Annotated in this window: 13 protein-coding genes; 9 read left to right on the top strand and 4 right to left on the bottom strand. The window is 71.9% G+C overall.

Annotated elements, in window-relative coordinates:
• Positions 1–7: 7 nt before the first annotated feature.
• Positions 8–1090 (top strand): LacI family DNA-binding transcriptional regulator, encoded by a 1083-nt coding sequence (locus tag DEI88_RS13825; RefSeq protein WP_111036676.1) that lies wholly within the window; start codon positions 8–10, stop codon positions 1088–1090.
• A gap of 54 nt (positions 1091–1144) precedes the next feature.
• Positions 1145–1981 (top strand): NAD(+) synthase, encoded by an 837-nt coding sequence (gene nadE, locus DEI88_RS13820; RefSeq protein WP_111013127.1) that lies wholly within the window; start codon positions 1145–1147, stop codon positions 1979–1981.
• Between the two features lie 347 nt (positions 1982–2328).
• Here nadE and DEI88_RS13815 read toward each other — a convergent pair whose 3' ends face one another.
• The 3 genes from DEI88_RS13815 to DEI88_RS13805 form a co-directional block, all read right to left on the bottom strand.
• Positions 2329–2469 (bottom strand): hypothetical protein, encoded by a 141-nt coding sequence (locus DEI88_RS13815; RefSeq protein ID WP_220037261.1) that lies wholly within the window; start codon positions 2467–2469, stop codon positions 2329–2331.
• 148 nt (positions 2470–2617) lie between these two features.
• Positions 2618–2875 (bottom strand): hypothetical protein, encoded by a 258-nt coding sequence (locus DEI88_RS13810; protein WP_111072561.1) that lies wholly within the window; start codon positions 2873–2875, stop codon positions 2618–2620.
• A 50-nt stretch (positions 2876–2925) separates the two neighbouring features.
• Positions 2926–4191, bottom strand: coding sequence for a kynureninase (locus tag DEI88_RS13805; RefSeq protein ID WP_111072560.1), 1266 nt, complete (start codon positions 4189–4191; stop codon positions 2926–2928).
• Between the two features lie 197 nt (positions 4192–4388).
• Here DEI88_RS13805 and DEI88_RS13800 point away from each other — a divergent pair, with 197 nt between their 5' ends.
• The 3 genes from DEI88_RS13800 (at position 4389) to DEI88_RS13790 (ending at position 9024) form a co-directional block, all read left to right on the top strand.
• A complete protein-coding gene (locus DEI88_RS13800; protein ID WP_111072559.1) occupies positions 4389–4835 on the top strand; it encodes an MDR/zinc-dependent alcohol dehydrogenase-like family protein in 447 nt (148 codons plus the stop codon).
• 589 nt (positions 4836–5424) lie between these two features.
• A complete protein-coding gene (locus DEI88_RS13795; RefSeq protein ID WP_111013131.1) occupies positions 5425–5721 on the top strand; it encodes a DUF4190 domain-containing protein in 297 nt (98 codons plus the stop codon).
• A 141-nt stretch (positions 5722–5862) separates the two neighbouring features.
• Positions 5863–9024, top strand: coding sequence for a GH92 family glycosyl hydrolase (locus DEI88_RS13790; protein ID WP_258375153.1), 3162 nt, complete (start codon positions 5863–5865; stop codon positions 9022–9024).
• On the opposite strand, the gene DEI88_RS13785 is transcribed toward DEI88_RS13790, so the two are convergent.
• Positions 8975–10048 (bottom strand): LacI family DNA-binding transcriptional regulator, encoded by a 1074-nt coding sequence (locus tag DEI88_RS13785; RefSeq protein ID WP_258375152.1) that lies wholly within the window; start codon positions 10046–10048, stop codon positions 8975–8977. The two genes, DEI88_RS13790 and DEI88_RS13785, sit on opposite strands and share 50 nt — an antisense overlap.
• Positions 10049–10263: 215 nt before the next feature.
• Between DEI88_RS13785 and DEI88_RS13780 the strand changes: the two genes are divergently transcribed.
• The 4 genes from DEI88_RS13780 (at position 10264) to DEI88_RS13765 (ending at position 14840) form a co-directional block, all read left to right on the top strand.
• Positions 10264–11577: an ABC transporter substrate-binding protein gene (locus DEI88_RS13780; RefSeq protein ID WP_111072558.1), complete on the top strand. Its 1314-nt coding sequence runs from the start codon at positions 10264–10266 to the stop codon at positions 11575–11577.
• A gap of 28 nt (positions 11578–11605) precedes the next feature.
• On the top strand, positions 11606–12484 hold the full coding sequence (locus tag DEI88_RS13775; protein ID WP_111010462.1) for a carbohydrate ABC transporter permease: 879 nt from the start codon (positions 11606–11608) through the stop codon (positions 12482–12484).
• 158 nt (positions 12485–12642) lie between these two features.
• Positions 12643–13464 carry a carbohydrate ABC transporter permease gene (locus DEI88_RS13770; protein ID WP_111072595.1) on the top strand — a complete coding sequence of 274 codons (822 nt, stop codon included), beginning with the start codon at positions 12643–12645 and terminating at the stop codon, positions 13462–13464.
• Positions 13464–14840, top strand: a complete 1377-nt coding sequence (locus tag DEI88_RS13765) for a glycoside hydrolase 5 family protein (protein ID WP_111072557.1) — start codon at positions 13464–13466, stop codon at positions 14838–14840. Before DEI88_RS13770 ends, DEI88_RS13765 begins: the two co-directional genes overlap by 1 nt.
• Positions 14841–14860: the final 20 nt, after the last annotated feature.

Here is a 14860-nt window from a genome sequence, read left to right as displayed (position 1 = left end):
ATCGACCATGCCAGTGACACGGTCGGACGTCGCTCGGGCTGCGGGGGTCTCGCCCGCCGTCGTGAGCTACGTCATCAACAACGGGCCGCGCCCCGTCTCCGCCACCACCCGCGAGCGGGTCGAGGCGGCGATCGCCGACCTCGGGTACCGACCGAACGCCATCGCGTCGTCGCTCCGCAACGGCAGCACCCGGTCGATCGGGTACCTCACGCCGAACCCCCGCGATCCGTTCATGGCGGAACTCGGGGAGTCGGTGGAGCGGCAGTTCAGCGCTCGGGGCTACCTCGTGCTCACCGGCAACACGTACTTCGACCGGGCACGTGAGGAGCGGTACCTGCAGTCGTTCATCGACCGCAACGTCGACGGCCTCGTGTTCGCCCCCGGTGTCTCGCTCGCCAGCACCCCGACGTGGCAGGCCGATCGCCCCGTGGTGAGTCTCGACGGAGCGGGGACCCATCCGGGCTGGTCGACCGTGAGCGCCCAGGACGCGTTGGACGCCGCGACCGCCGTCGGGCACCTGGTCCTGCAGCACGGGCACATGCTGGTCGCCTGCATCGCCGGGACGCCGCGGCTCACCAGCGAGGCGGAGCGCATCGCCGGGTGGCGCACCGCGACCGGGAGCGAGGGACTGCCCTCCGGACCGGAACTGCTCGCCTACGGGGAGATCTCGGAGGAGGGTGGGTACTCGGCCGCCATGCAGCTCCTGAGCAGTCACGGTCGTCCCTGGGTCGTCCACGGCCGCGGCCCCACCGCCGTCTTCGCCACGAACGACGCCCAGGCGGTCGGCGTCATCTCCGCCTGTGCGGAGCTCGGGCTCCGCGTCCCCGAGGACGTCGCCGTCGTCGCAGTGGGAGGCACGCGGATCGCCCCGTACACCGTGCCCCCGCTGTCGACGGTGCGGCAGGACGTCGAGCTGATCGCGGAACTCGCCGCCCGGCAGCTCATCGCAGGCATCGCGGACCCGACGGCTCCGGCAGCGCGCAGTCGGCTCCGTGGGAACCTCGTCGTCGGCCGGAGCTGCGGGTGCGAGCTCCTCGCCCCGTCGGCCGTGGACCACGGGACAACGACCGGGAGATCGACGAGCAGGTGACGCGGTTCGACTCGGCTTTCGTGCCGGCGGCGCCGACGGCGGGATACTGGTTCCGTGCGTGAACTCCAAGCGGCCATCGCCGCCGACCTCGACGTCCAGCCGGTCATCGACCCGGAGCAGGAGGTGGCGCGCCGTGTCGCCTTCCTCCGGGACTACCTGCTCGCTACCGGCGCCAAGGGCTTCGTGCTCGCGATCAGCGGCGGTCAGGACTCCTCGCTCGCCGGGCGTCTGTGCCAGCTCGCCGTCGAGTCGCTCCGGGCCGAGGGGCATCCGGCCGAGTTCACCACGGTGCGCATGCCGTACCGCGTGCAGGCCGACGAGGACGACGCGCAGCTCGCGCTCCGCTTCATCGCCGCCGACCCGGGCATCACCGTGAACATCGAGCACGGGGTCGACGGCGTCGTCCAGGACGTCGCCGAGTCGGGCACCGCCCTGAGCGACTTCGTCAAGGGCAACGTCAAGGCCCGCATGCGGATGGTCGCGCAGTACGCGGTCGCCGGGCAGCGCGGTCTGCTCGTCGTCGGCACCGACCACGCCGCGGAGGCCGTGACCGGCTTCTTCACGAAGTACGGGGACGGCGGCGTCGACATCACCCCGCTGACCGGCCTGACGAAGAGCCAGGGCCGTCAGCTCCTCGAGCACCTCGGCGCGCCGGCGCGGCTCTACGAGAAGGCGCCCACGGCCGACCTGCTCGACGACCTGCCCGGTCAGACCGACGAGGCGAACCTCGGCCTCAGCTACGCCGAGATCGACGCCTACCTGCAGGGGCACGACGTGCCCGAGGAGGTCGCCGAGGCGATCGAGACCCGCTACCGGGCCACCGAGCACAAGCGCCGCGTGCCCGCGACACCGTTCGACACGTGGTGGGGCGGGGCGAGCCCGCGTCCGTAGGGCGCGTCAGAGCTGGTCAGGCCGCGCACGACGAACCGTGTCGGGAACAGGAGGGGACATGCCGGTGGTCGATCGAGTGAGAGCAGTGAGCCTCGCGGCTGCGCCGGTGAGCCCTCAGCACGGCGCGGGCGTTCCTTCATGGCTGTTCGTCGCGGGGATCATCGTGGTGTTGGCCATCGCCGCCGTGCTCTTCGTCCGCTCGCGCGGGCGATAGCGCTGCGCCGCCGATCCGACTTCGGCCCTCTGTGAGAGACCGGGGTCTTCGAGCAAGGGACACGCAGTTCGGATCGACGCTCCGGCCCGGCTGCGTCGCGATGTCCGTCCGTCGTCCTTCGATGAACGGTGCCCTACCGTCGCCGCGGCTCCCGGTGGTAGTAGACCGTCATGGTGAGGTCATCCTCGCCGTCGGTCACCTTGCTGCTGAAGGTGACGCCCTGCACGTCGACGTCACCGAGGCTGTCGATGGCGTCGGCGAGCCGACGAAGCAACTCCGGGACGTGCCCTGCCCCTTCCCCTCGGGATTGCTCAGGGAGAAGCGGTTGATCGTCCAGCCCGCAGGGATCACGTCGGCAGCGTACTGGGACGCCGCAGCACTCGACGGCGTGGAGCGGGACGCGGTCGTCCGAGCGGCACCGGTCAGGAGGCCGGGACGGCCCGGCGCGCGAGAGCGAACGAGCGATGGAGCCGATGATGCTCGACGAGCAGACACACGAGGAGCACGGTGCCCGCGGCACCGAGGAACCAGAGGACCGATCGAGCGATCGCCCGGCGGTGGTCGACGGGCGGTCCGCAGCAACGGCCCTCGTGGATCGCGAGCGACGAGTCGATGTGTGCTGACGACCCGATGCGCGCGGCCGGGGTCGACCGGCCGTCGTCCGCGGTCTGTCCCGCCATGACACGCCCCCGGGGCTGACCGTACCGGGAACGACGCGGCGTGCGCGCTCCTACCGCCAGGCGAGCTCGGCGCGGATCGCCTCGACGGCCAGTCGGACCTCCGCGAACGTGGTCGACAGGGGTGAGAGGCCGAGCCGGATGCCGTTCGGGTTCCGGTGGTCGGGGATGACGTCCTGTGCCCAGAGCGCCGCGGTCACCTCGCGGAACGCCGGGTGCGTGATCGTCACATGGCTGCCGCGGACGTCGGCGTCGCGGGGGCTGGAGACGACGACACCGAACGGGGCGAGCAGGTCGTCGACGAGCGCGATCGCGTGTTCGGTGAGCGCGACGGACTTCGCGCGGACCGCGTCGATGCCGACCCGCTCGAGGAGGTCGAGCATGTCCTGCATCGCGAGCATGCCGACGACGGGCGGCGTCCCGCTGACGAGGCGGCGCACCCCCGGCGAGGGCGTGTAACCGTCAGCCATGCTGAACACGTCGGCGGCGCCCATCCACCCCTGGATCGGCTGCCGCAGGTCGGCCTGCAGCCGCTCGGCGGCATAGGCGAACGCGGGGGAGCCCGGGCCGCCGTTGAGGAACTTGTACGTGCAGCCGACGGCGAGGTCGACGTCGCACGCGTCGAGCGACGTCGGCACGACGCCGGCCGAGTGGCACAGGTCCCAGAGGACGAGCGCGCCCACCGCATGTGCCGCCGCGGTGATGCCGGGCACGTCGGCGATGACGCCCGAGCGGTAGGCGACGTGGCTCAGCACGACCACCGCGGTCGACGTGGACACGGCCTCCTCGACCTGCTCGACCGTCACACCGGTGACCGGGTCGGCCGCGATCCACCGCACCGAGAGCCCGCACTCGGCGGCGATGCCCTCGACAACGAAGCGGTCGGTCGGGAAGTCGTCGTCGTCGATGACGATCTCGGTGCAGTCCGGCCGCGCGGCCACGGCGGCGCGGATCGTCTTGTACAGGAGCACCGTCGTGGAGTCCGCGACGACGGTCTGCCCCGCCGCGGCGCCGAGGCACACGGCACCGATCCGGTCGCCGAGCTCGAGCGGGAGCGCCATCCACTGCTCGTCCCACGAGCGGATGAGGCGACTGCCCCAGTCGTGCGTCACGAATCGCTGCAGCCGCTCGGCAGTGGCGAGGAGCGGTCGCCCGAGCGAGTTGCCGTCGAGGTACGCGCGGACCTCGGTGCTCGGGACGAATGCGGCGACGTGTTCCGCGAGCGGGTCGGTGCGGTCGAGTTCGAGCGAGTCCGGTGCGGTCGCCCGCGGGGCGTCGCGTCCGACCCGGTCGTCGGCGACGGACGTCTGGTCGGTCATGTCAGGGACTCCTCGGCGCGGTCGGCGGTCAGGACCCGAGCGCCGCAAAGCCAGCGTACGGCGTCGCGGGGGGCCGCGCTCCGTCCCCGGGCCGTCCGGCCGACGCCGATGTGCGGTCGCAGCGGCCCGAGCCTCAGATCTGCCGGTAGATCGTCAGCGTCTGCTCGGGCTGGTCGGGCGGGCACTAGGAACGACGCATGCGCCAGGTGCTGGACACGCCCCGACCGTGTGCGGACCCGTTTGACGCCGGCCTGGCTGGACGCAACGCCTCCAGCCTCGAGCGGCTCGCCGCACTCGACCCGCGCGTGCGGACCGTCCGGTCCGTCGGCGACCGCGCTGCGGACGGGTCGGCGATCGCCGCGACGGTCGAGGGTGACGCCGACGTCGTGATCGACGCGCTCGGGCCGACACCGACCGCGGACCTCACGATGGCGGGCTTCGACGTGGTCCGCGTCGACGGCACGATGGTGCTGCTCGGCGGGGTGCGACAGACGCTCCCCGTGCCCTACGGCGAACTCATGCGTCGCCGGATCACGCTGCGCGGGAATGCGCATCGCCCGGTCCGGTTGTACCTCGTCAGGAACGACAGGAGCACCGATGCAGCGACCCGTGGTGGACCCACAGCAGCAGACCGACGAGCGTGAGGTCGTGAGCGGACGCCGGTTCGGCGCGTGGCACGGCCTCATCAACCACGGCGAGGAGCCGATCGCGCGACGCTGATCCGCGCGAGCACGGGCCCGGGCGGCCGGCGAGGAGCCGACCGCCCGGGCCGTGTCCGTCAGGGGTTGCCGGGGCCGTCCCCGATCTCGATCGCCCCACTCGCTGCGGGTCCGGTGCCGTGCGCGGGTGATCGCCGAGACCGACAGCACGGAGGTCGCGCCGGCACCGAGGGACCCCGTTGTGTACCACGGAGCGGCGGCGCCGAGGGCCGTCACCGCCTGCGGAGTCGAGGCCGTCGCGTCCTGCACGGGCTCGGAGTCCCCGGTCCGCCGAAGCGGCCCTCGCGGATCGCGAGCACGGACTCGTCCTGGTCAGTCGGTGTCTGTTCGGGCACGCGCACCACCCCCGCACGTGACGGTGACGCCGTGGTGCTCGCGCCGGTCGGAACGTCCCCCGTTGGCTGGCGAAGTCCCCCTCGCTGTACCCCGTTCGCTGAGAACCAGGAACGCTGCGCTCCAACCGGTGCTTTCCTCAGGTCATCTGACCGACCACGACACCGAGGAGCCCGATCCCATGGTCACCAACACCCAGCCCGAGCGGTACGGCACCGCAGACTCCGGACGGCGCAACGGCGTCGCCATCTCCGCACTCGTCATCGGCATCGTCGGCCTCGTCATCAGCTTCTGGGGCGTCCTCAGCCTCGTCGCCCTGGTCCTCGGCGTCGTCGGCCTGCGTCGCTCGCCGGCCAAGGGGGAGCGCGGTCACGGCCAGGCGATCGCGGGCATCGTCCTCGGCGTCATCGGCGTCGTGTGGGGCATCCTCGCGCTCGTCTTCGGCCTGCAGCACTACTTCTTCTTCGTCAACCACTGACCCCGCATGGGAGCCTCGCTCCCATGACACGGCGCCGGTCACCGCTCCGCGAGCAGACGTTCCGCATCGTCACGTCGCTCGTGGGGATGGTGGCCGGCGGTGGCCGCGGACGGGCCGTGCCCGGGCTCGTAGGCTGGCCCGATGCGAGCACTGGTGCGGAGCAGCGGTCCGACGACGACGGTGGCGGCGCGGAACGGGGTCGGGTTCTCCTCCGCCGAGGCGTACCTGGTGGAGCGACACGGCCCCGACCAGGCGGTCGCCGAGGTCCCGTTCGCGGCCGAGCGGCCGGTGGACGCGGGCGACCGGCTCACGTGGGTGTGGTTCCCGGAGCGGGTGCTGCCGGTCGGTCGCGCCGAGCCGACCGAGGCCGACCTCGACGGGTTCTGGGACGCGACCGCCTTCGCGCTCGACGTCGTGTTCACGGACGGCAGCCGTGCCTCCGCGTCGGCGCGTGACCAGTACGCGGTCCCGATGACGCCGGAGGCGCAGGACGACGCGCGCATGCTCTGGGTGGACCAGTGGAACCGCCGCACCGTCGACCTGACGCCGTTCGCCGGGCGCATGGTGGACCGTCTGGAGGCGCGGCTCGGCCGGGCCGACCGGGTCGCCGCCGACAGTGGGGCAGTACCGCTGCGTGGCTGGCTCGACGACGTGCGGATCGAGACGGCGCCGCCCCGGGCCTCCCGGCCGCTCGACCACGTCGTGACGACCCGCGGGACGCACGCGTCGTCGGGGTTCTCGCGCGGGAACACGGCGCCGCTCGTGGCGGTCCCGCACGGCGGCGTGTTCGGGCTACCCATGACCGACGCGTCCGACCCTCGCTGGCCGTACGCGTACCACGAGCACGTCGACGGCGACGGCCGGCCGGCGCTCCAGGCGTTCGCCACGTCCCACATCCCCTCGCCGTGGATGGGCGACCGCGGGGTGTTCCAGGTCATGCCGAGCCCGCTCGTCGAGCCGGACACCGACCGGGCGGCCCGGGCGCTGCCGTTCGACCGGGCGGACGAGCTCGCCGGCCCGCACCGCTACCGGGTGGCGTTCGACGGCGGGGTGACCGCGGAGATGACGGCGGGGGAGTTCGCCCTCGGGTTCCGGTTCACCTTCCCCGGGGAGCGTGCATCGGTCGTGCTCGACCACCATGGCGTCATCCGCTCGGCGTCCGTGCGGGTCGAGGACGGCGTCGGGGTGGTCGACGCGCTCCTCGACGACCGACCGCAGACGCCGCCGCACCACGTGCACCTGCGGGTCCACGGCGTGGTCACGGACCGGACGACGGTCGAGGACGGCCGGCTCGGCGGCTGGTTCGTCGTCGACGGCACGGCACCGGTCGACGTGCTCATCGGGATCTCGACGGTGTCGGCGGAGGACGCGGCCGCGAACCTGCGCGCTGCGGGCGACGTCGACGCCATGTGCGCCGAGGCCGAGCGGCGGTGGTCGGCGGCGCTCGCCACGATGTCGTTCGAGGGTGCCTCCGAGGACCAGCTCGTGTCGCTCTACTCGGGCCTGTACCGGCTGTTCCTGTACCCGAACACCGCCGGGGAGACCGCGCTGACCGGCGAGCCCCGCTACCGCTCGCCCTACGGCGCGGTCCTCGACACCCCCGTCCGCGACGAGCCCGGGCCCGAGGTCGGGTCGGGGCCGTTCACGACGACGAACGGGTTCTGGGACACCTACCGCACGGCGTGGCCGCTGCTCGCGCTCCTCACACCCGAGCGGACCGGGGCGCTCTCCGAGGGCTTCGTGCAGCACCACCGCGACGGCGGCTGGACGCCCCGCTGGAGCGCCCCCGGTGCCGAGGACGTCATGACCGGCACGACGAGTGACACCGTGTTCGCGGACCTCGCGGCCAAGGGCGTCCCGGGGTTCGACCTCGCGACGGCGTACCGGAGCGCGGTGCGCAACGCGACCGTGCCGTCACCGGACCCGCGTGTGGGACGCAAGGGGATCCTCCCGGGCGCGTTCCGCGGGTACGTGGACACCGACACGCACGAGGGGATGTCGTGGACCCTCGACGCGGCGATCAACGACTGGGGGCTCGCGGTCATGGCGCGGCTGCTCGCCGACCGCGCCGTGCCCGGTTCGTCGGAGGCGGAACGACTCGACGCCGAGGCCGAGTGGTTCGCCCGGCGGTCCCTGCAGTACCGGAACGTGTTCCACCCGGGGCTCGGGTTCTTCGTCGGCCGTCGTCCCGACGGGGACTGGCGGGTCGAGGGCGAGGCGTTCGACCCGGCGGAGTGGGGGACGGACTACACCGAGACGAACGCGTGGGGCACGATGGTCACCGCCCCGCACGACGGGGCCGGTGTCATGGCCCTGCACGGCGGGCCCGAGGGGCTCCTCGCCGCGATGGCCCGGTTCCGCGCCGCCGGCGAGACCGGTGCGACGGACCGTTCCGGCTCGTACGGGTTCGCGATCCACGAGATGACCGAGGCGCGGGACGTCCGCATGGGGATGCTCGGTCTGTCGAACCAGCCGGCGCACCACATCCCGTTCGCACCGATGTGGGCCGGCCGACACGACGACGCGCACGCGACGCTCCGCGAGTGCGTCACGCGCCTGTTCGTCGGTTCGGACCTCGGCCAGGGGTACCCGGGCGACGAGGACAACGGCGAGATGAGCGCCTGGTACGTGTTCGTCACGATCGGGCTGTACCCGCTCGCGCCCGCGACCGGGACCTACGTGCTCGTCCCGCCGACCGTCCGACGGACCGAGCTGCACCTGGGCGACGCGACGACGGTCGTCGAGGTCGCGGGGCCGTGCCGCGGCCCGTACGTGGCGTCCGTCACCGTCGACGGTGAACCGTGGGAGTCGGTGTCGATCCCGCACGCGGTGATCGCCCGCGGCGCGCACGTGGTGTTCACGCTGTCGGACGAGCCGCTCGGGTGGGCCGCCGGGTCGCGCCCGGTGTCGGCGTCCGAGCTCCACGGCTTCGCGGACACGCCCGCGGACGTCCTGCCGGTCGGCGCGTCGCCGGTCACCGACGACACCGGGCGGAGCGTCGTGCGGCTCGCCGAGGGGGAACACGTCGAGGTGCCGGTGTCCGTCGCGGCCGCGTCGCTGTACACCGTCACGGTGGCCGAGCCGGGGACGTACGGGTGGACGGTGGCGTGGGTCGACGCGGACGGCCGGGTCGCCACGGCGGACGAGCGGGTCGGCGAGGAGTTCGCCTGGGCCGCGCAGACCCGGGTGTTCCGGATCGCGGGCGGGGTCGAGCGCGGTGCGATCCGGTTCACGGCGTCGCGGCCGGTCGGGCTCACCCAGCTCGAGGTCGTCGCGGCCTCGCGGTCGACTCCCGGACGCTGAGCGTCAGGGCGGGGCCGGGGCGCGACGTCAGCGGGGTCCCGGCCTCGACCTGCTCGAGCAGCAGTCGGGCCGCACGCTCGCCGAGCTCGACGGTGTCGCGGGTCAGGGTCGTGAGCGCGGGCCGGACGAGCCGCGCCATGGCGGAGTCGTCGAACGACGCGATCGACAGGTCGTCGGGGACGGCGACCCCCATCTCGGCGGCGACTCCGAGCCCGGCGACGGCGAGCACGTCGTTGTCGTAGACGATCGCCGTGGGGCGGCGCGGGCCGACGAGCAGGGTCCGGGTGATCGCGGCGCCGGCGTCCGACGAGTAGTCGGTGGTGAACGACTCGGCGGACTCGAGCCGGGCCTCCCGGGCGAATCGCTGCAGCGCCGCGGCGCGCATGGCCGTGTGCTCGAACTGCGGTGGCCCGGCGACGTGCGCGATGCGGGTGTGGCCGAGCGCGTGCAGGTACCCGAACACGGTGTCCGCGGCGTCCGAGTCGTCGATCCACACGGTGGGCCAGGTGCCCGGCGGCGATGGATGCGAGCCGACGACGACGGCGGGCAGGCCGAGTTCGGCGAGCAACGCGAGGCGGGGGTCGTCGGCTCGCGGGTCGATGAGCACGACGCCGTCCACGCGGTGCCCGCTCCACCACTCGCGGTACGTCTCGAGCTCCTCGTCGACGTCACGCGCGACGAGGAGGTTCATCCCGACGTGGGTCCCGGCGAGGCCGAGCTGGATCCCGGAGATGAGGTCGCCGAAGAACGACTCCGTCCCGAGCGTGCGCGCGGGCCGGTTGAGCACGAACCCGATGGTGCCGGCGCGGGCGCCGCCGAGGGCCCGCGCGGCCGAGTGGGGACGCCAGTTGAGCTCGCGGGCGACCTCGAGGATGCGCGACCGGGTGGCCGCCGAGACACCCGGCCGGTCGTTCAGTGCGAACGAGACCGCTCCCGTGGACACGCCGGCCCGTGCTGCGATCTCGGCGATCGTCACCCGTTTCGGTTGCGGCATCGTCGCTGCACCGGCCCCCTCGTCGTCCACGCGCTCATCATGGCGGCACCCGCGCCCGTTGGCGAACGGCACCGCGCCCGGCGAGTGACCACCGGGTGTCGCCCCGGCGAACGACCGGGGACACGCCGCGGCTTGACTATAGCGCTTTAGTCCTTCATGCTCACCTGCAACAGCGGTAGCGATGCCGCGACTGATGGCGGATCTGAACCGCTTCAGTTGCTGCGGCGAACAAGGGAGTCCACGCAATGTCACGTCGTACCACCACAGCACCCACCTCCGGCCGGAGGCGAGCGACGTTCGCCGCAGGCCTGGCGACCGCCGCGGCGGCCGCGCTCGTCCTGACCGGCTGCTCCGCGGGCAGCAACAGCGGCGGCAGCAGCGCCGGCGGCGACGTCACCGGCACGATCACGCTCCAGACCTGGGCGCTGACGCCCAAGTTCACGGGGTACCTCAAGGGCGTGATCGCGGCGTTCGAGAAGAAGCACCCCGGCACGACCGTCAAGCTCGTCGACCAGCCCGGCGACGGCTACTCCGACAAGGTCCTGAGCCAGGCGTCGTCGAACACCCTGCCGGACGTCGTCAACCTGCCCCCGGACATCGCGCTGCCCCTGGCGAAGCGCGGGATCCTCGAGGACGTCAGCAAGGCCGACAGCTCGCTGCGGAGCACCTACACGGCGGGCTCGGTCGACGCCTACGACTACAAGGAGACGAAGGGTGGCGTGTACGGGTACCCCTGGTACCTCAACACGGACGTCGACTTCTGGAACAAGTCGATGCTCGACCAGTGCGGTCTCGACTCGTCGAAGCCGCCGGCGACCACGCAGCAGCTCTTCGTGCAGGCCAAGACCATGCACGAGCACTGCCCGAACGACTACCTGATGAGCCGCAAGCCCACGCTGAGCGACTTCACCCTCGCCGGCGTCAAGGTGCTCAACAGCGACGGCACGAAGTTCACGTTCGCCACGAAGAAGGCGGCGTCGCTCATCGACCAGTACGCCACCGCGTACCAGAACGGCTACATGCCGTCGTCGGTCCTCAACTCCGACTACCTCGGCAACTCGACCCTGTTCACGCAGGGCAAGGTGGCCTGGACGACGGGTGGCGCGTCCTCGCTCAGCGACTTCGAGACGAACAACCCGTCGCTCAAGAACGACGTCGTCGTCTCGCCGGCGCTCGACACCCCGCCGCTGTACGTACAGGGCCTCAGCGTGTCGCAGAAGTCGAAGCACCTCGCCACCGCGAACGCGTTCGCCCAGTTCATGACGAACGCCGCGAACCAGAAGGCCTTCGCCAAGCTCGTCAACATCTTCCCGTCGACGAAGTCCTCGCAGTCGGACCCGTTCTTCTCGAAGGACGACGGCACCGAGAACGGCACGGCCCGCGTCCTCGCGAACACGGCACTGAGGACGGCGAAGAACCTGACGCCGGTCGAGGCGAACGACTCCATGACGACGTTCCTCGACCAGCAGATCGCGCTCGCCATGAAGGGCCAGACCACGAGTATGAAGGCGCTGCAGACCGCGCAGACCAAGATGAACACCCTGCTCGCGAACGGCTGACGCCACCACCAGGAGAGGGAGGATCGCCATGCGAGCGAACCGTTGGTACACGCCGTGGATCCTGATCGCGCCGGCCCTGGTGTGGCTGCTCGTGTTCAGCTTCTGGCCGTCGATCAACACCGTGCGGCTGTCGTTCACGAACGCCAGCCCGCTCGGCGGGGTGAGCGCGTGGGTGGGCCTGAAGAACTTCAGCACCCTGCTCGCCGACCCCCAGGTGTGGCAGGCGCTGCTCAACAGCGTCGTCTACATGGCGATCTGCCTGCCGCTGCTGACGATCCTCCCGCTCCTCATCGCGCTCCTGGTCGAGAAGAACCTGCCCGGGATCGCGTTCTTCCGGACCGCGTACTACACGCCCGTCATCGCGTCGGCGGTGGTCGTCGGGCTCATCTGGACCTGGATCCTCGACGACCGCGGCGTGGTGAACGAGGTCGCTCAGAGCCTGCACGTCATCCAGGGGCCGCTCCCGTTCCTCACCGACCGATGGCTCGTGCTCTTCAGCGCGATCAGCCTGACGGTGTGGAAGGGCCTCGGCTACTACATGATCATCTTCCTGGCGGCGCTCGGGAACGTCGGCAAGGACCTGCACGAGGCCGCGGCACTCGACGGGGCCGGCGCCGTCCGCCGGTTCTGGAGCGTGACCATGCCGGGCGTCCGCGGCACCATGACGCTCGTCGGGATCCTCGTGTGCGTCTCGGCGCTGCGGGTGTTCTCGGAGCTCTACGTCCTCACCAACGGCAAGGGCGGCCCCGGCGGCCAGGACGAGTCGCTCGTCAGCCTCATCCAGGAGTACGCCCGCGGCTTCACCGGCAACCTCGGCTACGCGTCGGCCCTGAGCATCCTGCTCTTCGTCGTCACGCTCGTGCCGATGCTGGTCCTCGCACGCATCAACAACAAGGCGGAGCAGTGACGAACACGACGACGACGTCCGAACCGGTCGTCTCCGGAGACCGCGGGACCGCAGCGGACGCTGCGGGCGGCAGCCGCGCCTCCCGACCGGGAGGGACGGGACGGACCCGGCGCGTCGGTCCGGACGGGCGCCGCCGCCGGAGCCGCACCTTCGGCACCATGAGCACGAAGGAGAAGGTGTTCCGCTACGTGCTGCTCGTGGTGGTGCTGTTCATCACCATCGGGCCGTTCCTGTGGCAGCTGTCGACCTCGCTCAAGGGCGCGGGTGAGGACATCTACACGCAGACGCCGGAGTTCGTACCGAGCCAGCCGACGTTCCTCAACTACCTCAAGGTCGCCGACGCGATCCCCGTGTTCACCTACATCGGGAACTCGCTCGTCGTCGCCGCGCTCGACGTGGTCGGCAACGTCGTGTTCGCCACGCTCGCCGGGTTCGCCGTGGCCCGCCTGCAGTTCCGGGGCAAGAAGGTGGTGCTCGGGCTGTTCCTCGCGACGCTCGTGCTCCCCGGTGAGGTCACGATCGTCTCGCAGTTCGTCACGATCAAGGACCTCGGGCTCGCGGACTCGCTCGTCGGCGTCGCCCTGCCGGGGATGATCGCCGCGCTCAACGTGCTGCTCATGTACAACGCGTTCCGGCAGATCCCCGAGGAGATCGACCAGGCGGCCGTGATGGACGGCGCGAACTCGTGGCAGCGCCTCCGGTTCGTCGCGCTGCCCGCCGTGCAGGGCACGATCGCCGTCATCGCGATCTTCTCGTTCATCGGCGCGTGGGACGACTTCCTCTGGCCGCTCATCGTGCTGCAGACGCCGGACAAGCTGACCCTGACCGTCGGACTCCAGTACCTACAGGGCACGTTCTCGAACGACCAGCGCCTCATCGCGGCGGGCACGATGATCGCGTTCATCCCGATCGCGGTGATCTTCTCGGTGCTCCAGCGCTTCTTCTTCAAGGGCGTCGAAGAGGGCGGGGTCAAGGGCTGATGCGCTTCGGCGTCAACTACACGCCCGCCGAGGGTTGGTTCCACTCGTGGCTCGACTTCTCGCCGTCCGCGGTGGCGCGTGACCTCGAGCAGATCGCCGGCCTGGGCGTCGACCACGTCCGCGTGTTCCCGCTCTGGCCACTCGTGCAGCCGAACCGGACGCTCATCCGGGCGTCGGCGCTCGACGACGTCGCGACGGTCGTCGACATCGCTGCGTCGTTCGGGCTCGAGGTCAACGTCGACGCGCTGCAGGGGCACCTGTCGAGCTTCGACTTCGTGCCGTCGTGGCTCGAGAGCTGGCATCGTCGGAACGTGTTCACCGACCCGGACGTCGTCGCGTCGACCGCCGACTACGTGCAGGCGCTGTCCGCGGCGCTCGCCGGCCGGCCGAACCTGCTCGGCGTCACGCTCGGCAACGAGCTGAACCAGTTCGCGCACGCCCCGCACCCCACGCCGCACGCGGTGACCGACCGGGAGGCCGGGAACTGGCTCGCGACGATGGTCGCGGCGGCGCGCCGCGGGCTCGGCGCACCGGTGCCGGACGCGGTCCCGGCTCCGGGTCTCCCGTCCGGCGTCGGCCGGGAGGCCCGGCGCACGGCCGCCCCGTCCGTCACGGTCGCGCAGTACGACGCCGCCTGGTACGACGACGCGCAGCCGTTCGGTCCCGAGCACGCGGCCGAGCACGGCGACATGACCGTCACGCACTCGTGGGTGTTCAACGGGGCCGCCCGCGTGCACGGTCCGCTCGGCACCGGATCCGTCCGGCACGGCGAGTACCTGCTCCAGCTCGCCGCGGCCTGGAACCGGACCGCGGAGCGACCGAACTGGCTCCAGGAGGTCGGCGCCCCGACGAACGTGGTCCCGGTCGACGACGCCCCAGCGTTCCTCGAGGGCACGATCCGGCACGCGGTCGAGGTGCAGCAGCTGTTCGGCATCACCTGGTGGTGCTCGCACGACGTCGCACGGTCGCTCGCCGACTTCCCCGAGCTCGAGTACGACCTCGGACTCTTCACGAACGACGGACGCCGCAAGCCGACCGGCGAGCGATTCGCCGAGCTCGCCCGTGCGTTCGGCGACGGTGCCGGCGCGGCACTCGAGCGGCTCGCGCCGCCGGCGGACGCGCTCGTCCTCGACGACGTCCTGCCCGACGGCCGTCGCGCCCCGGACGTCCGCGCGACGGCCGCCCCCGGGGGCCGGTTCTCGCTCGCCTGGGTCGCGCTGGCCGAGTCGCTCGGCCGCGGACCGCAGGTCGTCCTGCGCTCGCGCGCGGGAGACTCCGGACTCCTGGCCGAACGCGGCATCCGCACGCTGCACGACGTCCCGGCGGACACCCGCGCCGTCCACACCGCGGTGGCGCACCCCGCCACGATGCCCTGACCACCTCATCCGGAAGGCAC

This window comes from Curtobacterium sp. MCBD17_003 (assembly GCF_003234885.2).
GTDB lineage: Bacteria > Actinomycetota > Actinomycetes > Actinomycetales > Microbacteriaceae > Curtobacterium.
This window is presented reverse-complemented; position numbering and strand designations above follow the sequence as displayed.